The following is a 26,690-nucleotide window of genomic DNA, read 5'->3' on the forward strand; positions in this document are numbered from 1 at the left end:
GGGTTGGCTCCTCAACAGTGTGATGTCTGGAATGGTCGGGCGCCGCTGCTAATCCTGGTCAGGTTTTTCCGGTGTGTCTGACTGGTCGCGGTGGCTTGTCTCCGAGGTTTCGTCGGATGTGGAGTGCTGGGCTGCGCGTCGTCGTTCCATCTCGGCGGCGATGAGTTTGGCATTGTGCTCCCTCGTCGCCTCCTCGCGGGTTTTAACGACGGCGTACCCGTCGCGATTGACGGTGGTCAACTCGTCATCATCGCGGTTTCGCCCCGGCGTAACAGGGTCAGGGATGAGTTCGCCGGAGGCCTTGGCAAGTTTCGGAAGGTTATTAAACGTCACTCCAGGTAATGCGATGGTATCGCGCTTTTGCCTGGGTCGGCTGGTGCGTCCGTGCTCCGCAGCCTGATCACTCGTCCCCTGATCCGGCCTATTCGGCACGGCATAGGCTCGCCCACCACGGCTGAACTGGATACCGGAGAAGTCATCCCAGGATAGTGTTCGGCTGGAACGGAAAAGATACCGTGCGGTAATACCCGTCGGTGAGATCTCAGTACGAGCACGGAGAACCCACACGGCGAAGAGGATAGGGAAGATTAGCACCCAGAAAAGGTAGGCGGGTTTATAGCCTACGAAAATGAGGAAGATCAGGAACATGACGATCGCCCCGATGAGGTTCATTCTGTCGGGACGGATTGTCGTCGTTGTCCTGATCTTTTCTTTCTGTGTGCGGGGTGAGGATGCCGCAGGGCGAGATGCCTGTCGGCCCGCACCCTGACTTGGTCGTGCGTGGTGTGGGCGTGGGTGAGAGCCTGGGGTGTGCTCGCCGGACGGAGTCGAACTCATGGGGCCATTGTAGATGCTGTGTTGTTGTCACCTTGACCGTGGCTCAGATTCATCTGGCCAGAGTTGTCATTCCCACTGTTGGAGTTGCCGGACCCTGAGCCCCGGTTGCTGGAGTCAGTGTCCTGTTGGTTGGCCCCTCCGTTATCGGAGTTGTCCCCATTGGAATTGGATCCCGCATTCCCGTTATTGCCGGAATTTTGGTTTCCATTCGTGGAATTCTGCTGGTTCCGGTTGTTCTCCGTATTCGTGGCGGTCGTCGTGGGCTGTGTGCGATTCGGCGTTGTCGTTGGAGTGTTGCTGCCGTTCTCGCTATTGCTATCCCGCTCCGTGGTCGGATTCTCAGAATGAGTATTTGACTCCGGCGTCGTGGGAGCCGAGCTCTCCGACTTGTCGTCCGACTCCTTTTTGTCGGAATGCGATTGGAATGACGAGGGGGCCAGGACTCCAGAACCACGGTCACCACCGTCATAGGTGAGCCCTTGAAGGATCACCAAGGTGATGAGAACCAGCACGATGGCCGTCGTTGACGCGCGGCAGCGTCCGCCGATCGAGAAGAGGCGTTGGATCCTTCGATCATACGAAATCTTCCTGAACAGACCATTTTGCTGGGCATCTTCCGCTTCTTTTTCTAGCGACGTACGCGTGTCTTCTGCCGTCTTCGACGTTGTTGCGTCTGAAGCATCGGCGCTGCTGGTACCCCGGTCGGTCGGGTTAACCCCATGATCGGAGGCCTGGGCAGCACTTTCGGCAGCTGCCGTGTCGTCCTCAGCTGAAAAGACTCGCGTTTCCGCCGTTGAGCCTGATCCGGAGCCTGATGCCGAGGGGAAGACGACGGTTTCCGAATCGCTGGCGGTGCCACTGCCATTGCCACCGGCATTAGGTCCGACACCAGACATGGTCTCTGACGAAGTAGTCCCTTGCGCATCCGACGACGTTGGCCGGCCTTCGAATTCGTCTTCTTCGTGTTGCAGTGTCGCAGCCCACCGTCGTGTTGTATCCAACGCCTGAGTGTCGTTGCCGCTGGTCGCCTTGTCTGTGCCGGAAGTTGTCGACGCGTGTGCACCGTCGCCACTGCGTCCACCGTGGTGCCCGTCGTCACGCCCATCACCATGCGCATCGTGCGACTCTCCCGAAGACCGAGTGAGTCCCGGCAAGCTCTCAATGGTCGACCGGGAATACGATGCCCACATCTCATCCATGACAGCTGACCGAAGAGCACGTTCAACAGTCCACTGCTGTCCCGGCTCGACGCGGATAAGGACGCGGTACTGGATGCTCCACGGAACGCCCGCCGATGTCGGCGGAATCAGATCCAGCGCAGGCAGGATGCTCACGGCATCGGCGTCGTCGCTCACGAGGCGCGCGATCTCAGGTTTAGCCAGAGTGCGGTTCACGCAGCCGTCGAAGAGCGTGTTCAAGTCCTCAGTATTGTCACCTGCGGTAAGTGGAACAGGGATATCGATCTGAGCCTTCGCCCACCCGGAAGAAGCGTTAACAGCCACCAGCGGTACCGAGTTAGGTACCACGGCCTCTTGGCCATTGATCGTCCGCACCGTGGTCGACCGCAAGGTAATAGCCGTCACTGTTCCCTCGACCGGGGCGTCCTTATTTTGAAGGATGACCCAGTCGCCGACGCCATACTGTCGCTCGGTAATGATGAAGAATCCGGCGAGGAAGTCGGCGATGATTTTCTGCGCACCAAACGCAACCGCGGCAGAAACAACGGTTGCGGGAACGGCCGCGCCTGTCGTCGAGAATCCGAAATCTTTAAGGATCCGGATGGCGACGAAGAAGAAGGCGATGGCCTCAGCGATGTAGACCAGTGCGCCGAGGATAGCTAGCCGGCCTTTGTAGCCTTCGGTGTCGGCGATCTCTCCGCGCCGTTCTTCGTGCTCGTTCATCTTGATCGTCGCCCATCGGACCACGAGTCGGCCGATGCGCGGTATGAGTATGGCGATACAGATCAAGATGGCAAGGGATAGACCGGTGTTGGCCACCCACTCCCACATGGAAGTCAAATAGAACTTGAACGGCATAGGCTTAAACTTAGTCACGAGATTGTGCGGTTGGCCACGATGTGAATGATCTTTTCACAGATCTCCGTGAATATTCTCAGTGAACTATCAGCACGGGGATGGTAGAGGAGTGGACGTTCGGTCTCGTGTGGCTCGCCGTCCTCCCGTTTTCGGGCGCGTTCCTTACCATTCGGGGGTGATAGTGCACCATTATCGGGCAATTCCGGTGATTTCTCGCGGTCCTAGTTGGTCTGACGTGTCTGTGCCCTTATAGTTCTAAGTATGACGAGCGCAACGATGACCACCATCATTCTTGTAGTACCGAGAGGGCGTTAGCTTTCCTGGTTACTCGTCACCGCCCTTTCGCACCACGCGAGAAGGGCTTTTTTCATATCCGATGCTTTATCGGAACTCGCGACGATGGCGCTACCACGCCCATCCGTCGGGAATAACGTTCCGCTGAGGCTGTGATACCCCTGATCACACAGTGAGGAGAGCACAAAACCGTGAACGCCCCCTCTCAACCGCCCACTCCGGCGACGGTTGCGGCTTCAACTGTGGCAACGCAGTCGGGAGCACCCAACAAACCCACTCAGAAACCCCGAAAAGAGAAGCTCACCGGCGCAGAGCTTATTGTCCGTACCCTCGAGGTATTGGGTACCCGGACTGTTTTCGGTCTTCCGGGTGGCGCTGTTCTTCCCCTCTACGAGGCCCTTTACGAATCGACCACTCTCAATCACATTCTGGTGCGCCACGAGCAGGGTGCTGGCCACGCCGCAACCGGTTATGCCCAAGCAACCGGCGAAGTTGGCGTGTGCATTGCGACTTCAGGACCCGGCGCGACAAACCTTGTGACGCCGCTGGCCGATGCCAACATTGACTCTGTTCCGGTCGTCGCGATTACTGGGCAGGTGGGGCTGCGCTTATTGGGAACCGACGCGTTCCAGGAAGCTGATATTTGCGGGGTGACCCTCCCCGTCACGAAGCACAACTTCATGGTGACCAAAGTTGAGGACATCCCGCGTCTGATTGCGGAGGCATTCCACTTGGCATCCACTGGGCGTCCTGGTCCGGTGCTTGTCGATGTGCCGAAGGATATTCAGAATCAAGTCGCTGAGTTTGAGTGGCCTGTTGAGCTGGAGCTTCCTGGTTATCGGCCGACGACGTCGCCGCACTCTCGGAAGATCAAGCAGGCGGTGGACCTCATTGCGCAATCCCGTCGCCCGGTGCTGTATGTCGGTGGTGGGGTGATCAAGGCTAATGCCAGCGCGGAGCTTGCGGAGTTCGTCGAAAAGACGGGTATTCCCGTGGTGACGACGTTGATGGCGCTGGGGTCGTTCCCCGATTCCCACCCGCTTCATATGGGCATGCCGGGGATGCATGGCAGTGTCTCGGCCGTCGCTTCATTGCAGAAAGCCGACGTTGTTATAGCGATCGGAACGCGTTTCGACGATCGTGTCACCGGTGATGTTGAGTCCTTCGCTCCGGAGGCGAAGTTTATCCATGCGGATCTTGACCCTGCGGAGATCGGGAAGATTCGCGAGGTTGAGGTCCCCATCGTCGGGGATGCGCGTGAAGTTCTTCAGTCTCTGACCGATATGTACAAGAAGAAGAACCTGAAGCAGCCTGAATGTAGCCGCTGGGTTGATTATCTCCATTCTTTGCAGAAGACCTATGCATTGGGGTGGGAGAATCCCGACGATGGCAAGTTAGCTCCCCAAGCCGTCATTAAGGCTATTTCCGACGAAGTTGGCCCCGACGCGATTTACTGCGCTGGTGTGGGGCAGCACCAGATGTGGGCGGCGCAGTTCGTCGATTATGAGCAGCCGCGGACCTGGTTGAACTCGGGTGGCCTGGGGACGATGGGTTATGCCGTCCCCGCGGCGATGGGTGCTCAGGCCGGTTCGCCGGGGAAGGAAGTCTGGGCTATCGATGGTGATGGTTGCTTCCAGATGACCAACCAGGAGTTGGTGACCTGCGCGGTCAACGATCTTCCGATCAAAGTCGCGGTGATCAATAACGGCAACTTGGGCATGGTTCGTCAGTGGCAGAATTTGTTCTACCAGAGCCACTATTCGCACACAGGGCTTCACCCGAAGGGCGAGTATCTGCCTGATTTTGTGTCGTTGGCAGAGTCGATGGGGTGCGCGAGCTTCCGGGTTACTCGGGAAGATGAGATCGTGCCGACGATCAAGAAAGCGCGTGAGATCAATGACCGGCCGGTGGTGATTGACTTCATCGTTGGTGAGGATGCGCAAGTGTGGCCGATGGTTGCGTCGGGACACTCGAATGATGAGATCCAGTACGCCCTCAACCTGCGGCCACTGTTCGACTCAGATCAGATGATTGATGAAGATTCTGTCACTGATGTGAGCGACGTTATTGAAGAGGATCAGGCTCGGTTGGCGGCGGAAGGAACCACCGCAGCAACCGATGACCAGCGCGGCGGGGGAGAGGAGTAGGGGCATGCAACATACGTTGAGTCTCTTAGTAGAAGATCAGCCAGGCATTGTTGCTCGGCTGTCCGGGATGTTCGCCCGGCGATCATTCAACATCATTTCGATGACGACAGGTACGACTGATCTGGAGGGGGTCAATCGGATCACCATCGTCGTCGAAACAGATGAAGTGTCCATCGAACAGATCACGAAGCAGCTCAATAAATTGGTCCCGGTGCTGAAGGTTATTCGGCAGAAGGACGATCAAATGGTGTCTCGTGCACTGCTCATGGTCAAGGTTGCGGCGAATAATGAGAACCGGGCACAGGTCGTAGACGCTGCCAACCTGTTCCGCGCTCGTGTGGTCGATGTGGCGCCTGAATCGGTGGTCATTGAGGCGACGGGGCAGCCGGGGAAGTTGGTTGCTCTGTTGGATGTCCTCCGCCCGTTCGGTATCCGCGAACAAGTGTATTCGGGGGTGGTTGCTTTAAGTCGTGGTGCGAATCCCATGATGCCCAAACGATAATCTCACCCTATGATATGATCTTCTCGACAAATGGAACTCTTGAAAGGAGTTACAGTGGCAATCAAAACTTATTACGACGATGACGCAGACCTGAGCATTATCCAAGGTCGCAAAGTAGCGGTGATTGGCTACGGTTCACAGGGCCACGCGCACGCTAAGTGCTTGCGCGACTCTGGCGTCGAGGTTCGTATCGGCCTCCGCGAGGGCTCCAAATCTGCGGAAAAGGCCAAAGAAGCTGGCTTCGAAGTGCTCTCTAACGCTGAGGCCGCTGAGTGGGCTGATCTGATCATGATCCTGGCCCCCGATACGTCGCAAATCGCGATCTTCGAGAAGGAGATCGAGCCTCATCTGAAGGATGGCGATGCTATTTTCTTCGCCCACGGCTTGAACATTCACTTCAAGAAGATCGTCGCTCCTAAGGGAGTCACGGTGGGCATGGTTGCACCGAAGGGCCCCGGCCACCTGGTTCGTCGCCAGTTTACGGAGGGCAAGGGCGTTCCGTCGTTGATTGCCGTGGAAAATGACCCTACTGGCGAGGGCACGGCGCTGGCACTGTCCTATGCAGCTGCTATCGGCGCTGGACGTGCAGGGGTTATCGAGACCACCTTCCGCGAAGAGACCGAAACTGACCTCTTCGGTGAGCAGGCAGTTCTCTGTGGTGGCTTGGAAAAGCTGATGATGACGGGCTTCGAGGTTCTCGTCGAAGCTGGTTACGCACCGGAGATGGCGTTCTTCGAGGTCTGCCACGAAATGAAGCTGATTGTGGACCTCATTTTCGAGGGTGGCCTGTCGAACATGAACTACTCGATCTCGGAAACCGCTGAGTTCGGTGGCTATGTTTCGGGACCAAAGATCATTGATGACCACGTCAAGGAGTCGATGAAGAAGGTTCTCTCTGAGATTCAGGACAGCACCTTTGTCGACGCCATGTTCAAGGATGTCGACGCTGGCCAGCCTGGTCTGAAGGGTCTGCGCGAGGAATACGCGAACCACCCGCTGGAGAAGGCAGGTAAAGATATGCGCTCCATGATGAGCTGGATCGCTAACCCGCTAGACGAAACCGCTTAAAATATCCCCAAAAAGGGATATTATTCAGCATAGTCTTCTTATTCCGCCATAATGTGCTGGTAGGAGGGCTATGCTTTTTGTATATCTGCGCCCGATCATCCGGGCCATATACGTGTTCACCCCCAACCCATACGATGGAGTGCACCTGACCGTGCGCTGTTTCACTAGGAGGACCAAATCGTGAATCACAACTGCTTACCTGTGGTTCTTATCGCTGACAAGCTTGCTCAATCAACAATCGAGGCGCTAGGAGATGGCGTTGAGGTCCGGTGGGTAGACGGGCCTAACCGCGCCGAGCTCCTGGCCGCTGTCCCTGAAGCAGATGCGCTCCTAGTACGTTCCGCCACCACGGTGGATGAAGTAGTTCTCGACGCCGCCAAAGAGCTGAAAATCATCGGCCGCGCGGGCGTCGGACTGGACAATGTTGACATTGAAGGCGCGACACAGCGTGGTGTGATGGTGGTCAACGCGCCCACGTCGAATATCCACTCAGCCTGCGAACATGCGATCACCTTGCTGCTCGCGGCCGCTCGCCAGATCCCCCAGGCTGATCAATCGCTGCGGCAAGGCGAGTGGAAACGGTCGTCTTTCAAAGGTGTCGAGGTCTACGGCAAGACCGTGGGTATCGTCGGCTTTGGACATATTGGGCAGCTCTTTGCTCAGCGTCTCGCCGCTTTCGATGTCGAGCGCATTGTTGCTTATGACCCCTACGCCAACCCGGCCCGCGCCGCACAGTTGGGGGTCGAGCTCATTGACCTCGAGGAGCTGATGGCGGTGTCTGACTTCGTCACCATCCACCTCCCCAAGACCAAGGAGACGGCGGGCATGTTCAATGACGCTCTCCTTGAGAAGGCGAAGAAGGGGCAGATTATCGTTAATGCTGCTCGCGGTGGTCTTATCGACGAAGAAGCACTGGCTCGTGCGATCGATTCCGGCCACATTCGTGGCGCGGGCGTGGATGTGTACGCCACGGAACCGTGCACGGATTCTCCGCTGTTTGAGCGGCCCGAAGTCGTGGTGACACCTCACCTAGGCGCGTCGACGGTGGAGGCGCAGGATCGCGCCGGGACCGATGTAGCGAAGTCCGTCTTGCTCGCCCTCGCGGGAGAATTTGTCCCCGACGCGGTGAACGTCTCCGGCGGCGCCATCGGCGAAGAGGTTTCCCTGTGGCTGAACCTCACGCGCAAGCTGGCAGTGTTGGCGTCGGCAATTCAGCATGGTGCGACGACGTCGGTGGAAGTGATCGCGCGTGGTGAGCTGTCCTCGGAAAATGTCGACGCACTGGGTCTTGCGGCTCTGCGTGGTGTGTTCGCGGGCACGGTGGATGAAAAGGTGACATTTGTCAATGCCCCGGCCATTGCTGAGGATCGCGGTGTTCAACTTTCCGTGACGACGGCTGCCGAATCGGTGTTGCACCGCTCGGTTGTTGAGGTTCGGCTGGTGACGAATACGGGCGACACCGTGTCGGTGGTGGGTGCCCTGACCGGCTTGGACGGTGTGGAAAAGATTGTCCGCATCAACGACCGAGGGTTGGATCTGCGCGCGGAAGGTCGGAACGTGTTCCTGCACTACAAGGACCGCCCGGGCGCCTTGGGTGCCGTCGGATCCCAGTTGGGCGAGCGTGGAATTAACGTCGAGGCCGCGGCATTGTCGCAGGATAAGGCCGGGACTGGCGCCACGCTAGTCCTTAGGGTGGATAAGGCGGTTCCTGACGATGTGATGGAGTCGATGAAGGCGTCCTTGGATGCGCAGTATGCCATTGCTCTCGACTTCGACTAGGTAGGGCGCGTCTGCCTGAGTCGGGCGAAAAACCGCCACTATTGACATTATGTATCATTAACGCTTTGGAGGATGTGTAGTCAGCCAACCGCGCCGGGAACTGGCTGACTAGCTTTGGCTGACTACCGTCCTCCATCTCAACTGGTGCGTTATGTCCAGCTTCGTGCTGCGACTGACGCGGAGAGACGTTAAGGGGATGCACAGTGTTTGAAGAGCGCCATATGGACGATGTGGTGAAAGAAAACGTCCGAAACGCCGACATGGCCGACTTTCGGCCGACGCCGGTGACGGTTTTGTCGGGGTTCCTCGGTTCGGGGAAAACCACGCTCCTCAACCACTTGTTGGCCAACCGCGCTGGCCGCAAAATCGCGGTGATCGTCAACGACTTTTCGGAAGTGAATATTGACGCTGCGCTCATCGCGGGTGAGGGGCACCTTGAGCGCGGAAGTGACCGTATGGTCGAGCTCTCCAATGGCTGCATTTGTTGCACGCTGCGGGAGGACCTCATTGAATCGGTGGCGTCGCTCGCGGCGAGCCAAAAGTTCGACCACATCGTTATCGAATCAACGGGCATCTCAGAGCCGATGCCTGTCGCCGCAACTTTCGAGTGGGAATTTTCCGACGGAGTCCATCTTGGTGGCATCGCTCCGATCGACACGATGGTCACCTTGGTCGATGCGACGACGTTCCTGCCGCAAATGCACAAACGGGGACGGCTCTCTGACCGGGGTTTAGAGGCCGCTCCCGACGACGACCGCACGGTTGCTGAGCTGCTCGTCGACCAAGTCGAGTTTGCTGACATGATCTTCGTGACAAAATGCGACCTAGTTCGTGATGAACTCGCCCAGGCAACTGAAGACGCAGTTCATGCCATGAACCCGCGCGCACGCATACGTCGTGTCGTCAATGGCGAGATTCCCATGGAAGCCGTGCTCGATGCGCACCTTTATGACGTTGAGGAGTCCGCTGCAGCTCCCGGGTACCTTGATGAGCTCGCGAATCCGCATACTCCGGAAACCGAAGAGTACGGTATTTCCTCAGTGGTGTTTCGATCCCAACGGCCCTTTGACCAGCGCCGACTTATTGCAGCCGTGAAATCCATGCGCGGTTTGGTTCGGTCAAAAGGGCATTGTTGGATTGCCGACCGCCCAGAGCTCATCCAGATGTGGTCCCAGGCCGGCCCGAACTTAACGATCTCACCTGCAGCATTGTGGTCGCAGGCATCGGAGGCTCCGTCGTCGGAAATTGTCCTTATTGGTGTGAATTTTAATGGTGCCGACGCCCTGGCTCGGCTCCAGGCGGCAACACTAAATGACGACGAATCCCGCGCGCTGCTTAAACGTATGGCTGGAGCGTCGGCGATCGGTTAGACTCACAAGAAACCCGTGATGTGAGAAAGGTATCTCAGGATATGAAACTGGCGGTTATCCCTGGCGACGGGATCGGCACAGAAGTAACGGCGGAAGCGCTCAAAGTGATGCGAGCTGCGTTGGCGGGGAGCGGCGAGTCCATTGAGACCACGGACTACGACCTCGGCGCCCGCCGGTACCTCCGCAATGGGGAGCTTCTCACGGACGACGATCTCGCTTCCTTGCGTGAGCACGATGCGATTCTGCTCGGGGCCGTCGGTGATCCGCGAACCGTCCCATCAGGAGTGCTGGAGCGCGGGCTTCTGCTGAAGATGCGATTCGCCCTTGACCACCATGTCAATCTGCGTCCGTCGGTGCTGTATCCAGGGGTAACCTCGCCTCTGTCCGATCCGGGGAAGGTTGACTTTATCGTCGTCCGCGAGGGCACCGAGGGGTTGTACGCCGGGAATGGCGGTTCGATCCGTGTGGATACGCCTCACGAGGTTGCGAACGAAACAAGTGTGAACACGCGGTACGGAGTTGAGCGCGTTGTCCGCTACGCCTTTGACCGCGCGCAAGAGCGACGCAAGAAGTTAACGCTGGTGCACAAAACCAATGTCCTCGTGTATGCAGGTGGGCTGTGGCAACGCACCGTCGACCAGGTCGCCCAGGAGTATCTCGACGTTACCGTGGATTATTGCCACATCGACGCGGCGACAATTTATATGGTCACTGACCCTTCGCGCTTCGACGTCATCGTGACGGACAACCTTTTTGGCGACATCATCACGGACCTGGCGGGAGCGGTCACCGGTGGTATCGGATTGGCTGCGTCGGGCAATATCGACGCGACCGGCACGAATCCGTCCATGTTTGAGCCTGTTCACGGCTCTGCTCCTGATATTGCCGGGAAGGGGATCGCGGACCCGACGGCTGCGATTTTGTCGGGTGCGCTGCTATTCCGTCACTTGGGTAAGACCGACGAAGCCGATGCCATTGAGGCCGCGGTCCGCAATGATGTTGCCTCGAGGGATGGCAGCATTCGCACCGAGGAAGTGGGAACTCGGATTGCGAACAGTCTCGACAGTTAGCTGTGGGGTAGGGGACTGCCGTGTTACCACCTGAGATTTGGCCACCGTCCGGCCTCCGCATAAGAGCGGGTGCGCTGGAGCTCCGGCCTATGGATGAGCATGCCATTTCCGACGCTGTTCGCGCGGTGTCACGAGTGGATGATGTGTTCGCTGATCCCACTGGTCCCGAGGTTTTTCCATGGATCGGTGCGCCGAAGTATTCCAACGCTGCGTTTCACCTGAGCACGATGGCAAGCCTTGGGACTGGGGACCCCTCCTCGTCCGAGTGGACTTTGTCCTTGGTTATTCGGCATCGCGGCGAGTTTATTGGTGTGATCGATCTCCGTCGGCGTCGAATTCCTGGCTCTGCCTCCTCAGGCGGGGAGGAGCTGCGCGGACTCCTTCGTGACCTCGGCCTCAAGGCTGGCGATAGCTACGTCGAGACCGGGTCGTATATCTTGAGGCCTTTTCAAGGGCACGGCTATGGAACTCAGGCCCGACGAGCCGCACTCACCCTGGCATTCACGTATTGCGGCCTTGGCATCGCTGTATCCGAAAGCTGGCTGACGAATGCTGCATCTCAAGCGGTATCGCTCTCGTGCGGTTACACATTCCTTGGCACTCGTCCCGACGCCATCAATGGCGCCTCCGCCGCCGCCGAAGAGAATGATGCCGGCGGTAACGACGTCGGCAATAATGACGTCGGCAATAATGACGTCGGCAATGAAAATGAAAAGGTGCGAATGTATTGCACCCCAGACATGTTCAACTGTGGGTCTACTTCGGTGCAGGTCGATGGGTGGACACCGGAATTGGCCACGATGCTAGGGGTGCAGACGCAACGAAGCTAGGAAGAGACGGCCTCGATCACAGATGGTCTTCGATGTCAGCGTTGCGTCCCGTTGTGCGCACCCCGAAGACTCCGATGTCGATCATCATGATCACCATGGCGACGGCGACGACAGTGAACACTCTTCCGGGGCCAGCACTATGAAGAATGGGCAGCAAGATGAAAGGCATGACGCCCGCCGAGATTTTCGATAGCGAGTAGGCGAAACCAGCAGCCGTGCCCCGAATACGCGTCGGGAAGTTTTCCGCCAGATAGGTGTGGTAGACACCGGAGAACATGTTGCTTGACGCTGTAAACAATCCGCCGGCGATCATGACAATGGCGGGCGTGGGGGAGAATCCGAAGACGAGACCGAAGACGCCCATCATGATGGCGGTGGCAACAATGAGGTGTTTGCGCTCGAACCGGTCAACCAGGGGAACCATGAGTAACGAGCCGACCGGATAACCGATGTAGGTCACCGCGGTATATGCGATGGAATCGACGACATCAAACCCTTTCGCCGCCAGAGCGAGGGTCGCGATCGTGCCAAAACCGTAGTACCCGAACACCTGAAGAACACTCATGATGGAGACAACGAGCGTGCGTTTCCTCACCGCGGGGGCGAACACTTCCGAGAACTGCACGTTCTTCTGGTGGGCAGGTCGCACGCGGGTGTCCGGCTCTGCGAGGGTGTGGCCCTCTTTTCGTGCTTCATCCTCAAAACGACGCGCGATCTTTTCCGCTTCATCTGTGCGGCCATGAGCCTCAAGCCAGACCGGCGATTCGGGGAGGAAGCTGCGGATAGCCCACACAATTAATCCACCGACACCGCCGATGATGAACATCCAGCGCCAACCGTCGAAACCCAAAGGCTCGAGGGGAACGAGCCACCGGGCGAGGAACCCTGATACAGGAACACCGAAGAAGCACACCGTGTAGGCCCAGACAATGTAGCGGCCGCGGACCTTAGACGGGAGGATATCGGCAAGGTACGAGTCCGCCAGCGCGTATTCCCCGCCGATGCCGATTCCCGCGACGAACCGCGCGAGGATCAGAACGGAGGCATGCGGCGCGAGGCCACACACAATCGAGGCGAGCGAGTAGACCAATAAGTTGATGATGAAGGTATGTTGCCGCCCGATGCGGTCCGCCAACCGGCCCATCCACAGCGCGCCCACAAATTGGCCCAAGAACGCCGACGCCAGAACAAGCGACAGCTGAGTCCCGCCCAGTTCAAAGTGCTTCTTCAGCACCGTCGACATGATGGGGGCCAGGAAATTCTCGTATTGATCGAAGAAGACTCCCAATCCGATCACAATGGTGATCAATTTGTGTGACCGAAGGACGGGGAGCCGATCCATCCGCGCAGCAACGGAAGGGGACTCTTCTGAGGCTGGAGAACCAGAAGATAAAGGTCGGGAGCGAGACATAGTCCCCTAACATAGACCGCTTAGTCTGGAAGTGGAAATAGAGCAAGTAGAAGTAGCGGACGCGAAATAGTCGCGGAACACATGTAAAAAACGGCGCGCAAATTCGATACGGTAGGGGGCATGACGGTTGAAGTCTCAGAGATCACCGATTTCTTAGCGCACACCCCGCCCTTTGACAGCATTACCGACGACCACCGCGCGCGGGTCGCCCGGAACGCAACCATGCTCTACGTCAAAGCGGGCGAAAAAGCCGACGCCACGTCTGATACGTCACACAGCCACTCGGGTGGCACGTCAGCTGACGACGCGATGACCGGAATCCGCATTGTTCGGTCCGGGGCCATCAACTGCTTCGGTGAACGGGATCAACTGGTCGACCGCTTCGGCCCCGGCGAAATTTACCCGCGCCGGGTATCCGATAAAACGACGCAGCACTATTCCTACTGGGCGCATGAAGATAGCCTGCTGATCGAAATTCCCGTCGAGGTTATCGAAAGCCTCCAGAACTATCCCGAAGTCACCACATTCTTCGGCACAGTGACGACGAGGCGTCGCAGCTCAGCCAACGAATTGCGGGAGACGTCCGGCACAGGGGGAGTCGCTGACATCGACGCCCTCCGCGGAACCGTCGGAGAGGTTGCCGTGAAACCGGTCATCGTCTCGCCCAACACCACGATCCGCGACACCGCCACCAAAATGAGCGAGCGGAATTTATCCAGCGCCATCGTCGTGAAGGCAGCCGACGACGACCATCGCCCGAGCAGGATCGTCGGCATTGTGACAGATGCAACGCTGCGGTCGGAAGTGCTCGCGAAGGGCGCGGACCCGTCGGGCCCCGTGGAGCCCATCATGTCGCCCAAACCCATGGTGACCTACGCCAGCATGCCGCTGTTCGAGGGCATGCTGCAGTTAACGGAAGCCCGTGTGAACCATCTCCCTGTGATCGACGATGACAATGTCGTCGGAGTCTTGACGACGGGCGCCGTCATGCGGCAGCTCCAGGGCGACCCGATTTTTGCCGCCGCGCAATTCCGCGAAGCACGAACGGACCAGCTCTCTGAGTGCTTTGACGCGGTGATCGACGTGGCCGTGCGTTTCATCGACCGTGGCGCCACTCCGCACGAGGCTACGAGGCTCTTGACCCTGGGCACCGACGAAATGATGAAGCGCGTCATCGAATTAGTACAGGAGGAAATCGGGCCCGCTCCGGTGCGCTTCTGCCTTGTTGTGATGGGATCGCTGGGCCGCTCCGAAATGGTGCTCTCGAGCGACCAGGACCATGCCATCATCCTGTCCGACGAGTACGACCCCGATAAGCACGGTTTCTACTTCAAACAGTTGGGTGAAAAGTTCAGCAGCCTGGTGCACCAAGCCGGGCTGCCCGTGTGCCCCGGCGACATGATGGCGTCCAATAGCAAGTGGCGTCTCACCGCGAGTGCCTGGGAAAAGGAATTTAGTACATGGACTGATGACCTCGGCCCGAAGGCATTAATGAAGGCACAAACCTTCTTCGACATGCGCCCCGTGGTCGGAGATAGTGAACTTTGCGACGATGTCCGCTCTGCCGCTCTCATGACTGCGCGCCGGGACCGACGCTTCCTTAACGCGCTGGTGAAGATCGCGCGTCATCGCGAACCACCGCTGGGTTTCTTCCGTGGATTCGTCCTGGATCGGTCCGGGAATTACGCCAACACTCTTGATATCAAGAGGGGCGGGCTGACGGCTGTCGTTCAGCTCGCGCGGTTGTATGCGATTCAAGAGTGGGTGGATGAGGTCGGCACGCGTGATCGGTTGCGGGCTGCGGCGCGGGCTGGGGTCATTAGCCACCGTCGTGTCGAGGACCTCGTCGATGCATTCGATATTTTCCAGCTCATTTTGTTGGCTAACCAGGCTTCTCAGTGGCGGGATGGAAAGGAAACGAACGCCCGTATCGATCCCGACTCCTTGGCCCACTTGGAGCGGGAATCCCTCCGCGATGCATTCCGGTTGGTCCGTTCCGAGCTCAAGTCGGCTGAATCGAGCACGGGGTTATGAGGTTTTTTCGACGACGACCACGCGTGTCGTGGGAAGACTACGCCGACCGCTCCCGCGAGGTGTGCGAACAGTTACGCGAGAGCGACGACCCGCGCGACCGCTCCCGCTGTGCTCTAGCCGAGGCGCTCCACCATTTCTATACGACGCCTGCGCCTGAGTTGGACACCCCGCTGACGGAATTGCCGCTGCTGGCTGTAGATGTAGAAACCACTGGTCTGGATGCCGACCGCGACCGTCTGCTGTCGGTCGGGATGGTCGCGATTAACGGCCGTGCCATTCCTTTGGCGACGGCGGACCACTGGCTCGTGCGCTATCACGAGGGTGACGTTTCAGTGGGGCAGTCGGCGACGATCCACGGGATCACCGATTCGCAGTTGGAAAATGGCCGATCCTTGCTGGACATTCTGACGGACGTTGTCAACGCGGCTGCCGGGCGTGCTCTGTTGGCACATTTAGCGCTCATTGAGCATGACTTTATTTCCACTGCGTGTGAGCGTGCGGTCGGTGTACCGTGGAGCCCTCTTCGCGTCGTCGACACGATGGATTTGGAGCGACGGTCGGCGGTGTCATTCGGACGCCGACCTGGCCGTGGCGAGGTCCGGTTGATGAACGCACGCTATTCCCGTGGGTTGCCAAGCTATCACAACCACAACGCGCTGGTAGACGCCCTGGCGTGCGCAGAACTGTATTTGGCGCAAACGTCGGCAGATCACTTCGGCTCGGAGCTGGAGAGTGTCATTCGGAAGAAGGGGACGACGCGGTGGTGACGTGGCAGTTCGTCTGCCGTGCACCCACACTGCACCTGCAGCACCTTCGCTGTTTTTAGGATGTTTTCCTTATCAGCTGTGAGGGGTTATGTAGGCTGGTTCGCATGCGAATAGCTCGAATCGCCACTGTTGAAGGTATGACATTTTGTTCCGTGGAGGGTGAGGGTGACGACATCGTCTGCCGCCAAATTGATGGCCACCCGTTCGGGGAACCGACATTAACGGGTAAAGAATGGCCCCTCGCGGACGTCCGACTTTTGGCCCCGATCTTGGCGCCGAAAGTCGTTGCGGTAGGCCGTAACTACGCCGACCACGTGGCGGAAGTCTTCAAAAAGGGTGCCGAGCATCTGCCGCCCACGATTTTCTTGAAGCCTCCGACAGCGATTACCGGGCCGGGCTCGCCGATTAGGATTCCGGACTTCGCGACGAATGTTGAATTCGAGGGTGAACTCGCCATCGTCATTGGCCGGCCCGTGAAGAATGTTGCCGCGGAAAACTGGCGCGACGCTGTGCTCGGCTACACCATCGTGAACGACGTTTCGTCCCGGGACCTGCAGTTTTCGGATGGTCAGTGGGCGCGCGCTAAGGGACTTGATACGTTCTGCCCGATGGGCCCCTGGATTGAAACCAATCTCGATGCCCTGGACTTGGAGGGCCTGCCTATCCGCGCTCACCTGACTCACGACGGAACCACCAAGGTGAAGCAGGACTCTAATTCGAATCAGATGATTAAGTCGGTTCCGGAGATTATTGAGTGGGTCTCCCAGGCGTTCACTCTGCTTCCCGGCGACGTGATCTCTACCGGTTCACCCGCGGGAACAGCGCAGATGGTCCCCGGTGACGAGATTGAGATTGAGATCCCTGGGCTGGGTTCGCTGAAGAACCCGGTTGTCAAGGCGTAGATAGGCTACACGGCCTTTGTTCGGTCGCGGCCTTAATTTTCGGCCCTAATTGTGGCGAATTTCCGAGGCCCCCATCGCGAGAAGCATTGTTTTCATCTTCCCGCATGTTTCCTCAACTTCCTCAGTGGGATTGGATTGTTCGACGATCCCGCCACCGGCCCAGGCTCTGGCGTGCTGGAGATCTTTCTCCAGCTCAGCGCACCTAATGCTGACCATAAACTCTCCGTCGCCATTGGCGTGGCACCATCCGACAGCCCCACCGTAAAACCGGCGGTCTCCTTCGGCGGTGCGGATAATTTCCATGGCGGTGTCGGTGGGAACACCAGCAAGAGCGGGGGTGGGGTAGAGGGCCTCGGCAAGTTGAAGAGCGCTGGGCCCGTCGTCGTTAATAGTCGCGCGGATCGGCGTCGCTAAGTGCCACATTTCGGCAGTCTGCATCAGCTCCGGCGAACTCGGAATGTCCACCGTGTGACAGAGCTGGCCGAGCACCCGTCGGTAATGATCGACGACATAGTGGTGCTCATCCAGATTCTTCGTGCTGTGAAGCAGTTGCTGGCCGCGCTGTTCGTCTTCCTGGGGATCGTTGCTCCGCGGGAGCGAGCCAGCCAGGGGATACGCCGACACAACAGGGCCTTGACGCCGAATCAGCATTTCGGGCGAGGAACCAACAAACCAGTGACCTGTGTATTCGTCCTCGGCAGGGGAGAGGTCCGCGAGAAAACCGTCCAGATTCGGAGCGTGGTCGATAAGCCGCGTGGCCAGCAGCCGCGGGTCGATCGGGTCATCGAAGAACAGATCAACATTGCGAGCAATAACAACCTTATCGACGCTGGTCCGCGCGATCGTTCGCGTGACGGCGTCGATAATCTCCGCGTGCTCGTCGAGGCTAGGGTTTTCAGCGACGATGTGCGCGTGGGCGCCTTTGCCCCTGTAGAAGGCGGGCGGCTCCAGCGGGCCCGTGTATCGCCACACCGATCGGGGGCTCGTGAGCGCAGCCGGGCGTGACGGATCGAAGGGCAGCGCGCCGACGATGTAGGAGGCTTTTCCGTTGTCTAAGGCGCTTTGAGCGTCGCTAATCGTGGTAAAAGTGGCATCCGAGCCTTGCGTGCGCAATGAGCCGTCAACACGTGAAAGAAGGAAGTCAGGGGCGTTTCGGGGTCTGGGTGCGGAGCTATTGTCGGATGCTGAAGCCACGCTGAAACAGTACGTTCGTTCGCTCGAGGTGGCAAGCTTTTCCGGCGGATTCGTCGTCGATAATGAAGGTCGGTCGTGATCGCGCGGTGCTCGCGTGATGCTCGGGCGGTGTCACTGTGTTGATTGTGTGCGACAAGGGCGGGGGTGGTGAGAAATACCGTGTCCACTACGCTTGATGGGCATGAGTGACGTTGTTGTCCGATTTAGTCCATCGCCGACGGGTACTCCCCATGTGGGAATGGTGCGTACTGCTTTGTTTAACTGGGCGTATGCGCGTCATACCGGCGGAAAGATGATCTTTCGTATTGAAGATACCGATGCTAAACGCGATTCTGAGGAATCCTATGCTGCGATTATTGATTCACTTCAATGGTTGGGCATCGACTGGGATGAAGGAATTGGTGAGGTCGGCGGGCCGAATGGTCCTTACCGACAGTCTCAGCGGTTAGACATTTATGCTGATGTTTTAAATAAACTCATTGAAGCCGGCTTTGTTTATCCCGCTTATTCGACGGCGGATGAAGTGAGAGCGCGCCACAAGGCTGCGGGCCGTGATCCTCAATTGGGTTATGACAATTACGACCGCAATTTAACTGATGAACAAATTGCGGAATATGAAAAAGAGGGCCGCAAACCGGTATGGCGTTTCCGCATGCCGGAGCAGGTGTGGGAATGGGATGACTTGGTCCGTGGCCATGTGACCTTCCAGCCTGAAACTCAGCCGGATTATGTTGTTGCCCGGTCTGACGGATCTCCTCTGTATCCCCTGGTCAACCCGGTTGACGACGCCATGATGGGTGTTACTCACGTGCTGCGCGGTGAGGACATTTTGGCGTCGACACCTCGCCAGTTGGCCTTGTACGAGGCCCTGAAGAAGTTGGGGATTGCGAAGCAGACTCCGCAGTTTGCGCACTTGCCGTTCGTCATGGGGCAGGGCAATAAGAAGCTGTCGAAGCGGGACCCGGAGTCGAATCTCTTTAATCACCGGGATGCGGGCATCATTCCGGAAGGAATGGTGAGCTACCTGTCTCTCTTGGGATGGTCTTTGTCCGCCGATCAGGATATTTTCGGCCGCGATGAATTGGTCAAGAATTTCGACGTTGCCGATGTGTTGGGTAATCCCGCGCGATTTGATGAGAAGAAGCTGATCGCTATCAACGCTGAGCATATTCGTATGCTCGACAAAGATGATTTTGCTCAGCGTTTGCGGGCGTACTTGGAAGAGTACAAGGGCTTCCCCGCGGACTATCCGGACGATAAGTTCGCTGTCGCTGCTGAGCTTGTCCAAACGCGCATCAAGACTTTGGGGGATGCGTGGGATCTCCTGAAGTTCCTTGTGCTGTCGGATGACGACTTCGAGATCGACGAGAAGTCCGGCAGGAAGAACCTCAAAGAGGACGCCGTGCAGGCCCTTGATGTTGCGATGGAGGAGCTGGATGCGATCGATGAATCCTCCTTTACGACGGAACGCATTGAAGCTGCCCTGCATGGCGCGTTGATTGACCGGCTTGGTCTGAAGCCTCGGAAGGCGTTTGGTGCGATTCGGGTAGCGACGTCGGGCGCTGCGGTATCGCCGCCGTTGTTCGAGTCCCTGGAGCTGCTGGGGAAGCAGACGACGATGAAGCGCCTCAAGGATGCGCGGGCCGTTACTCCGTGGCCAGCCCAACAGTGATTGCTGCTGTAGTGAGTATTGCAGCAGCTGGCATTCGTCGGCCCTGAGCGGGTGTTGCGCTGCGGTGGGAATAGCGTTGACCTGAGGATTTGCCCCACATAAGGCCCTATGGTTATATTATTCCCCGTTGCACAGCGCAGCCGGGCCTGGCGGTGCTTTGTGCTCATTGGCCTATGGTGTAATTGGCAACACAGCGGTTTCTGGTACCGCCATTCTAGGTTCGAGTCCTGGTAGGCCAGCAAGAAGCTCTTTGGCTTCTTATGCCCTGTTCGTCTAGCGGCCTAGGACACCGCCCTCTCACGGCGGCGGCACGGGTTCAAATCCCGTACAGGGTACAACACCCGCTCACCTGTTACTGCAGGTCAGGGAGATTTTCCATATGTCAAATCAGAACTTCCAGCTGGCGTGACTACATTTTGACTACATCTGAAAATAGACCGGCCATAGCCTGCCCCACGGTGTCGAGGTCGTGTTTCTGTTTAACTCCGCTTGTCCCTTTAGGTCATATGGACAAACTTCTGTGAATCTGCAGCTGACTTCTTAGGCCGAGAAATCCGATTCCCACAGGCTGACGAGCGCCGTAAATAAAGGTAGCCGGGCAACTAAATAGCAGAATCGGCGATATACTCAGCACCTGACGAGGAGCCCGAAGCAGCCAGGAATTGTCAGTGCCCTCACCAGACGATCAGAGAGGTAAATTAATGCCGGGTTTCTCATCGAATACACCGCCAAAGTTGCCACGTAAGGGTTGAGAGGTTCGAATCCATGCTCGCGCTTACGTATGAGTAACAACTAACTCCACCTCCGAAAAATAGCGGGGGTTCGCCGCAGCGATCGTGGTCTATGTGCTGGGTCCGAAGGATAACGCGGGCGAAGAACAGGTGGGGGGAGCGGACTCATCCGAAAACCGGTCTGTGAGGCTGGTTCACTACGACGGTGCACTGCCTTCCGGCGCGGCTACGGAGCCTATTCTCTCACTCATGAGCGCTAGTTTGGCGCTACTTTCGCCAGGCAAGGTCGTACCGCTTTTTCAGCGGCCATGATTGTGTCTGTCATGTTGCGATGTTTCTGAAGCGTTAAATGTTTACCCCTGCTCAACACGTAGAATTTCTGTATTTTCGGGTGAGTTAACGCTTCAATTATTTATAGTTCAGCCACGAACATTAAACTAATTGCACTGTTTTAGCTGTTCAGAGTGCTCTACCATCTTTTATTGCAACCGTGTTACCGGAATTCTTTATTATTTACCCCCTCCCCGGATGACACGGTAATCTCCACGTTCTTGTTGCATGGTCTCTAGTAGTTGATTACTCATTCTCGACAAATTTCACCCTGTGGAACTTTAAAGAAAGTGAGCTGGAGATGCATGCAATTGGGATAGTTAACGTCAATACGTCGCAGGCCATGACGGATATTATTGTTCAAGCTGCCGAGGAGGTAGCCGCCCCGGATACAACAATTATTGGCGTGACTCCCAGCATCGGACCAGCCTCGGTGGAAACCCACGTTGAGGCGTATCTATCCGCTACTGGGGTTATTGATGCTTTCCACCGATATCAGAGTTCGTGTGATGAGCCTCATGAGGATCAGCGTAAGAGAGTCGATGCGTGGATTATTGCCGGTTATGGTGACTTAGGGAAAGAAGCTCTGCAGGAGCTGACTGATGTCCCCGTGGTTGATATCACCGAGGCAGCTGCAGTTGCGGCTATGGCTGTTGGGGATACGTTTGGCGTAGTGACAACCCTGGACAGAACCACTCCGATGATTCGTTCGAGGTTGAGGCAGTCTGGGCTTCTCGATCGCTGTGTTTCCATCACAGGCACAGGCCTGGGGGTTTTGGAATTAGAAGAAGACTCAGAGCGTACCAACCGGCGCATCATTGAAACGGCGAGGCAGGCTCTGCAGCCGAACTTAAGCGGGCAGCGGGCAGAAGCGATCTGCCTAGGCTGTGGCGGAATGGCCGGACAAGCCCGGCGACTATCAGAGGTGCTGGGGGTACCGGTTATCGATGGCGTCGCTGCTGCGGTGGGACAAGCTGAATCTCTTATCCGTCAAGGTTTGCGCACATCTCGGGTTGGCACGTTTGCTCCGAGGGAGCACAAGCCTTTGCACGGTTTTGAACATCTAGAGGTGCAGAAAAGCCAGTGATGAGAATGTCCGTATGCCCAATCTTGGAGCAGGGCGAATAGCAAATACCTCCAGGTTGGGCAGTGGATCAGAAGCAGTTATTACCAATCCGTGCCCCGCGACGCGGGCAAAAATGAAAGTCATAACATGAAGACTGGCGATATTAGTGGCAATGAAGTCATTATCCCTGAAGATGCAGACCCAGACCTTATTAACACTGATCTTGCTCCACTCAAAGACCAGCATTGGGGCGCTTACAACGTCTTTGCATTTTGGATGTCGGACGTTCACTCCGTTGGAGGCTATGTCACAGCCCGAGCCTTGTTTGCCCTGGGCTTAACCGCTTGGCAGGTGTTGCTAGCTTTACTCCTGGGAATCACCATTGTTTATTTCTTGTGCAACTTGGTGTCCTTACCCTCCCAACGCACCGCAACCCCTTTCCCGGTTGTGTGCCGTGCGGTTTTCGGAATTCAAGGTGCAAAGATCCCCGCGATTATCCGTGGTGTTATTGCAGTGGCTTGGTACGGGATACAGACCTATTTGGCTAGTCACGCCCTGGTTGTGCTCATGGTCAAGTTGGTGCCTAGTTGGGCACCATATGCGGACACCGGTTCTTACGGTTTCCTTGGGCTGTCTGTCCTGGGGTACATTGCCTTCGCAATTCTCTGGGTTCTTCAGGCTTTAGTGTTTTGGCGTGGTATGGAATCGATTCGTAAGTTCATTGATTTCGCCGGTCCTGCTGTATATGTCGTCATGTTTGCTCTCGCCGTCTATCTTGTTTATAAAGCCGGTTGGTCAAACATTAGCTTCTCTTTAGCGGATTTTAAGCTTTCGGGCTGGGCCGCGTTTTCTGTATTCTGTGCTGGTATAGCAACCGTGGTCAGTTATTTTTCTGGACCAATGCTTAACTTTGGTGATATCTCCCGTTACAGTCGATCTCAAAATGCGGTGAAGCGAGGCAACTTCCTAGGGTTGCCGATTAACTTCTTGGTGTTCTCTTTGCTGGTCGTTATCACCGCATCGGCCACAGTGCCGGTATATGGGCGCCTTATCACGGATCCCATTGAGACAATCGCACAGCTCGACAGTACAGTCGCTATTGCACTCGGAGCGTTGACGCTGATGATTGCCACCATCGGAATTAATATCGTGGCTAATTTTATCGCCCCGGCATTTGATTTTTCTAATGTGGCTCCCTCAAAAATATCGTGGCGTACAGGCGGAATGATTGCCGCGGTTGGTTCGATCTTCCTCACCCCGTGGAATCTCTATAATTCACCTGAAGTGATTCACTACACCCTGGATACTCTCGCTTCTTTTATTGGTCCTCTTTTTGGTGTCCTCATCAGCTATTTCTATATCGTCAATAAAAAACCGGTTGACGTATCGGCGCTGTTTAATTCCTCACCAGAGGGAACTTACCACTATCGCAACGGATTCAATGTCAACGCAGTTATCGCTACAGTAATTGGTGCATTAATGAGCCTGCTGACCATTTTGGTGCCTCCGCTTCACCCAGCAGCAACATACACTTGTTTTATCGGTGCCGGGGTAGCGGCTGGTGTTCTAGTCGCCCTCGAGCGATTAAGCCCCTCCCTCCCGCAACAGAAAGATTCCGTCAGCGCATGAAGTCGCAGCTTTCCCAGCGAGCCATGGCCTTAGCCGATCAGCGCCTCGCTCTTACCGACTCAAAAGTTACCGGTGACTGGTCACGCCCCGCAGTGTGGTGTCAGCCCATTCACACTGTCTACATTCCAGCAAATTCGTTTTTTAGCGGGACCGACCTCAATACTGCGCCTGATCTTCCACGTAAATGGGGACAAGAGGTTCTCTCGGTATTGCAGTCTCAGCCGGGGGCAGATAGTGATCCTTACGAAGGCGCACGAAAGCTTGCGGAGTTCTTGAACATAGAACACCCCAGTCGCGTAGCCGAACTCGCCGTACAGAAATTGCAGCAAGAACCGATAGAAGATGTGCGCATAGATTTTGAAGATGGTTTTACTCAACGTGGCGTCCCCGTGACGTCACGTGACAGTCAGGAGTCAGATTTTGCTGTACGTGCGGCGGACCTTGTGTCCCAATGGTTGTTGGGAGAGGTCCGCGTAGCGCCCGCATTTTGCGGGATTCGCTTTAAATCATTTGATCCGACGGTGCGGAAACGGGGGATAGAAACCCTTACGCTATTTCTTTCACGGTTGCAGGAGCTCGGGGCGTTACATGCGTTGTACGCTCCCGACTCCCACCGTTATAACCCCCGTGCCTTACGCCTAACCTTCCCGAAGGTGCAGGAAGCGTCGCAAGTTAGCGCCCTCGTAGAAATCCTGGAGATACTCGAGGCCGAATGGGGCCTAGATAAAGCTGGCGCCCGAATTAATTTTGAGATCCAGGTAGAAACTCCTCAGGCCGTCGTCGGCGATAATGGGGCTGTTGAAGCAGCTCGTTTGATTACTGCTGCTCAAGGGCGGTGTTTGTCCTTGCACTATGGAACGTACGACTATTCCGCTTTCTTGGGAGTCGATCCTGCTCAGCAATCCATGGAACATCCTGTGGCAGATTTGGCTAAAGGTTTATTGCAGGTCGTAGCCAGAGGCCGCGGGGTGGAATTGTCCGATGGTTCGACGAACCGTATTCCCGTCGGCCCGGTAACCGCTATGCGAGAGGCATGGGCATTGCACTATCGCTTAGTTACCCGCCACTTGAACAGGGGAATTCGTCAAGGATGGGACCTTCATCCGAACCAGCTCATCACCCGACACCTTGCCACAATTGCCTATTTTCGACGTGACTGGGAGCTGTCGGCGCGTCGCCTGAAGGCCTATCTCGGTGGGGATACGACCGAGTGGATGGATGAACCAGCGACCGCGAAAATGTTGGCGAGTTTTCTACGCCGAGCCCATGCCTGTGGTGCGATCACTGACGATGAGGTCCACATGGCAGATGCCACCGTGGAGCAGTTAGCTCAGCTCGAGAGCAACGGGCACCTTCCATACACCCCAGGAGGAGGTTTTCAATCATGACGATACAGATCTTCCGTGCTCGTCGCGCGATCATTGGATACCCGTACATCCACGAATCCCCCGTGACGGTCGTGGTACGTGACGGGGTCATCGAGGAAATCTACGACGACGATACCGTCGCTACTAACTATCCTGATGCTGAAAACGTCATTATCCCCGAGGATCAGGTGTTGTTACCGGGACTGGTGGATACACATGTCCACGTCAATGAACCAGGGCGTACGGACTGGGAGGGTTTCGCCAGTGCCACTCGCGCGGCGGCTGCCGGTGGGGTAACGACGCTTGTGGATATGCCATTGAACTCGATTCCTTCGACTGTGACGATGGACGCCTTAGCCCCCAAGAGGAAGATAGCCGAGGATAAAGCCAAGATATCAGTGGGGTTCTGGGGCGGAGTGGTGCCGGAAAATCTCGGCACTGGGGACCTTCGTGAGCTGTGGGATGACGGCCGCGTCTTCGGCTTTAAGTGCTTCCTGCTTCACTCTGGTGTTGATGAGTTTCAGTCTTTAACGCAGGAACAACTAGTCCAAGCCATGCAGGAGATTGCAGAGTTCGATGGATTAATCATTGTTCACGCTGAGGATGCCGAGGTGATTCGCCAAAGCGAGGAGGCGCAGCAGGCCCGGGGTGGGATTACTGAAGTTTATGCCTCATTCGAGGCCTCCAGGCTACCGGAGGCGGAACATAAAGCAGTGAAGACTGTCATCGACGCCGCCGAGCGCACTGGATGTCGCGCTCATATTCTCCACCTTTCTGATTCAGGGTCCCTGGAACTGCTACGGGATGCCCAGAGGCGCGGGGTGCGGATTACCGCCGAAACGTGCCCCCATTATCTTTCCTTGTTGAGTGAGGAGATTCAGAACGGAGCAACCCAATATAAATGCTGTCCGCCTATCCGCTCCGCAGCTAACCGTGAGCGACTGTGGGCAGGACTCGTGGACGGGGTTATTTCTACCGTGGTGTCAGATCATTCACCGTGCACTGAAGAGTTAAAGAAATTTGCAAAGGCACATTTAGCTACGGATTCAGGCGGAGCCAGTGAAGCCGGGGATCTCATTAGGAGTGGTGGGGCAACAGATACGGGATGGTCGGCTCTGGATGCACAAGGTAATAATCTTGGAGGTGCCGGAGCTGATGGTCGGGGTTCTGAAGGAAGCTTTGGGGAAGCATGGGGCGGCGTGGCCTCGGTGCAACTTGGCCTGCCAGTCGTCTGGTCGCAGGCTCGACTCCGTGGACTCGCTCTCACTGATGTTGTTCGCTGGATGTGCACCAATCCAGCTCGTTGGTGTGGGCTCCAGGATCGAGGAGCCATTACCCCCGGTGCGCGAGCTGACTTTGTGGCCATCAGCGCGGATGATGCTTTCGTCGTCCTGCCGGAAAAGCTACACCACAAAAACAAGGTATCTGCCTATGCGCAACGAGCGCTGGCCGGCGTCGTACAGAACACCTGGATCGGCGGGCAAGTAGTGTTCAGGGCAGATGCATCGAGAACGGCAGAGACGAAAGCGAAAGACTTGTCAGAGGAGGATTTCTTCCCTGGACCAATAGTGCCACTGCTCGATAGGCCGGATGGAGCTGACGACCGTAGCGGAGTTGCTACGGGAGATGACCAGGACGCAGAAGGAGAGTAAGC

Annotated in this window: 19 protein-coding genes and 2 tRNA genes; 17 read left to right on the forward strand and 4 right to left on the reverse strand. The window is 56.9% G+C overall.

From position 1 onward, the window contains the following. Positions 1-48 precede the first annotated feature (48 nt). Positions 49-837 carry a PH domain-containing protein gene (locus ACWORE_RS01935; RefSeq protein ID WP_455302286.1) on the reverse strand — a complete coding sequence of 263 codons (789 nt, stop codon included), beginning with the start codon at positions 835-837 and terminating at the stop codon, positions 49-51. Further along, entirely contained in the window at positions 834-2,873 is a 2,040-nt protein-coding gene (locus ACWORE_RS01940; protein ID WP_406604751.1) for a mechanosensitive ion channel family protein, read from the reverse strand. The genes ACWORE_RS01935 and ACWORE_RS01940 overlap by 4 nt, the downstream gene beginning before the upstream one ends. 485 nt (positions 2,874-3,358) lie before the next feature. Here ACWORE_RS01940 and ACWORE_RS01945 point away from each other — a divergent pair, with 485 nt between their 5' ends. The 7 genes from ACWORE_RS01945 (at position 3,359) to ACWORE_RS01975 (ending at position 11,933) form a co-directional block, all read left to right on the forward strand. Then, positions 3,359-5,314 (forward strand): acetolactate synthase large subunit, encoded by a 1,956-nt coding sequence (locus ACWORE_RS01945; protein ID WP_455302287.1) that lies wholly within the window; start codon positions 3,359-3,361, stop codon positions 5,312-5,314. A gap of 4 nt (positions 5,315-5,318) precedes the next feature. Then, entirely contained in the window at positions 5,319-5,816 is a 498-nt protein-coding gene (gene ilvN / locus ACWORE_RS01950) for an acetolactate synthase small subunit (RefSeq protein ID WP_204581517.1), read from the forward strand. 54 nt (positions 5,817-5,870) lie between these two features. Next, positions 5,871-6,884, forward strand: a complete 1,014-nt coding sequence (ilvC, locus tag ACWORE_RS01955; protein WP_296135944.1) for a ketol-acid reductoisomerase — start codon at positions 5,871-5,873, stop codon at positions 6,882-6,884. A 180-nt stretch (positions 6,885-7,064) separates the two neighbouring features. Further along, positions 7,065-8,663, forward strand: coding sequence for a phosphoglycerate dehydrogenase (serA, locus tag ACWORE_RS01960; protein ID WP_455302288.1), 1,599 nt, complete (start codon positions 7,065-7,067; stop codon positions 8,661-8,663). Between the two features lie 221 nt (positions 8,664-8,884). Then, positions 8,885-10,033 (forward strand): GTP-binding protein, encoded by a 1,149-nt coding sequence (locus ACWORE_RS01965; protein ID WP_455302289.1) that lies wholly within the window; start codon positions 8,885-8,887, stop codon positions 10,031-10,033. A 41-nt stretch (positions 10,034-10,074) separates the two neighbouring features. After that, complete coding sequence (locus ACWORE_RS01970) at positions 10,075-11,103, forward strand: 3-isopropylmalate dehydrogenase (protein ID WP_296135937.1); 1,029 nt, start codon at positions 10,075-10,077, stop codon at positions 11,101-11,103. Between the two features lie 89 nt (positions 11,104-11,192). Continuing rightward, positions 11,193-11,933 (forward strand): GNAT family N-acetyltransferase, encoded by a 741-nt coding sequence (locus tag ACWORE_RS01975; protein ID WP_455302291.1) that lies wholly within the window; start codon positions 11,193-11,195, stop codon positions 11,931-11,933. Positions 11,934-11,949: 16 nt separating this feature from the next. On the opposite strand, the gene ACWORE_RS01980 is transcribed toward ACWORE_RS01975, so the two are convergent. Next, entirely contained in the window at positions 11,950-13,344 is a 1,395-nt protein-coding gene (locus ACWORE_RS01980; RefSeq protein WP_455302293.1) for an MFS transporter, read from the reverse strand. A gap of 120 nt (positions 13,345-13,464) precedes the next feature. Here ACWORE_RS01980 and ACWORE_RS01985 point away from each other — a divergent pair, with 120 nt between their 5' ends. The 3 genes from ACWORE_RS01985 to ACWORE_RS01995 all read left to right on the forward strand — a co-directional run bounded on the left by ACWORE_RS01985 (position 13,465) and on the right by ACWORE_RS01995 (position 17,047). Continuing rightward, the gene (locus tag ACWORE_RS01985; RefSeq protein WP_455302294.1) at positions 13,465-15,378 is read left to right on the forward strand and encodes a DUF294 nucleotidyltransferase-like domain-containing protein; all 1,914 of its coding nucleotides are present in this window, start codon (positions 13,465-13,467) and stop codon (positions 15,376-15,378) included. Continuing rightward, positions 15,375-16,145, forward strand: a complete 771-nt coding sequence (locus ACWORE_RS01990; protein WP_455302296.1) for an exonuclease domain-containing protein — start codon at positions 15,375-15,377, stop codon at positions 16,143-16,145. The genes ACWORE_RS01985 and ACWORE_RS01990 overlap by 4 nt, the downstream gene beginning before the upstream one ends. Before the next feature lie 104 nt (positions 16,146-16,249). After that, complete coding sequence (locus tag ACWORE_RS01995) at positions 16,250-17,047, forward strand: fumarylacetoacetate hydrolase family protein (RefSeq protein WP_406604741.1); 798 nt, start codon at positions 16,250-16,252, stop codon at positions 17,045-17,047. 45 nt (positions 17,048-17,092) lie between these two features. On the opposite strand, the gene ACWORE_RS02000 is transcribed toward ACWORE_RS01995, so the two are convergent. Beyond that, on the reverse strand, positions 17,093-18,241 hold the full coding sequence (locus tag ACWORE_RS02000) for an isochorismate synthase (protein ID WP_455302298.1): 1,149 nt from the start codon (positions 18,239-18,241) through the stop codon (positions 17,093-17,095). A 181-nt stretch (positions 18,242-18,422) separates the two neighbouring features. On the opposite strand from ACWORE_RS02000, the gene gltX reads away from it, so the two are divergent. From gltX to allB, 7 genes are all read left to right on the forward strand, one after another. Then, a complete protein-coding gene (gene gltX / locus ACWORE_RS02005; protein WP_455302300.1) occupies positions 18,423-19,913 on the forward strand; it encodes a glutamate--tRNA ligase in 1,491 nt (496 codons plus the stop codon). Between the two features lie 167 nt (positions 19,914-20,080). After that, positions 20,081-20,152: transfer RNA gene (locus ACWORE_RS02010), tRNA-Gln, on the forward strand. Between the two features lie 23 nt (positions 20,153-20,175). After that, a tRNA-Glu gene (locus ACWORE_RS02015) sits at positions 20,176-20,248 on the forward strand. Positions 20,249-21,275: 1,027 nt separating this feature from the next. Continuing rightward, the gene (locus ACWORE_RS02020) at positions 21,276-22,061 is read left to right on the forward strand and encodes an aspartate/glutamate racemase family protein (RefSeq protein ID WP_455302302.1); all 786 of its coding nucleotides are present in this window, start codon (positions 21,276-21,278) and stop codon (positions 22,059-22,061) included. Positions 22,062-22,187: 126 nt separating this feature from the next. After that, positions 22,188-23,669 (forward strand): NCS1 family nucleobase:cation symporter-1, encoded by a 1,482-nt coding sequence (locus tag ACWORE_RS02025; RefSeq protein ID WP_455302304.1) that lies wholly within the window; start codon positions 22,188-22,190, stop codon positions 23,667-23,669. Next, entirely contained in the window at positions 23,666-25,057 is a 1,392-nt protein-coding gene (locus ACWORE_RS02030) for a DUF6986 family protein (protein WP_455302306.1), read from the forward strand. Before ACWORE_RS02025 ends, ACWORE_RS02030 begins: the two co-directional genes overlap by 4 nt. After that, positions 25,054-26,688 (forward strand): allantoinase AllB, encoded by a 1,635-nt coding sequence (gene allB, locus ACWORE_RS02035; RefSeq protein WP_455302307.1) that lies wholly within the window; start codon positions 25,054-25,056, stop codon positions 26,686-26,688. The genes ACWORE_RS02030 and allB overlap by 4 nt, the downstream gene beginning before the upstream one ends. Positions 26,689-26,690 lie beyond the last annotated feature (2 nt).

The organism is Corynebacterium sp. c7Ub_26 (assembly GCF_053760365.1).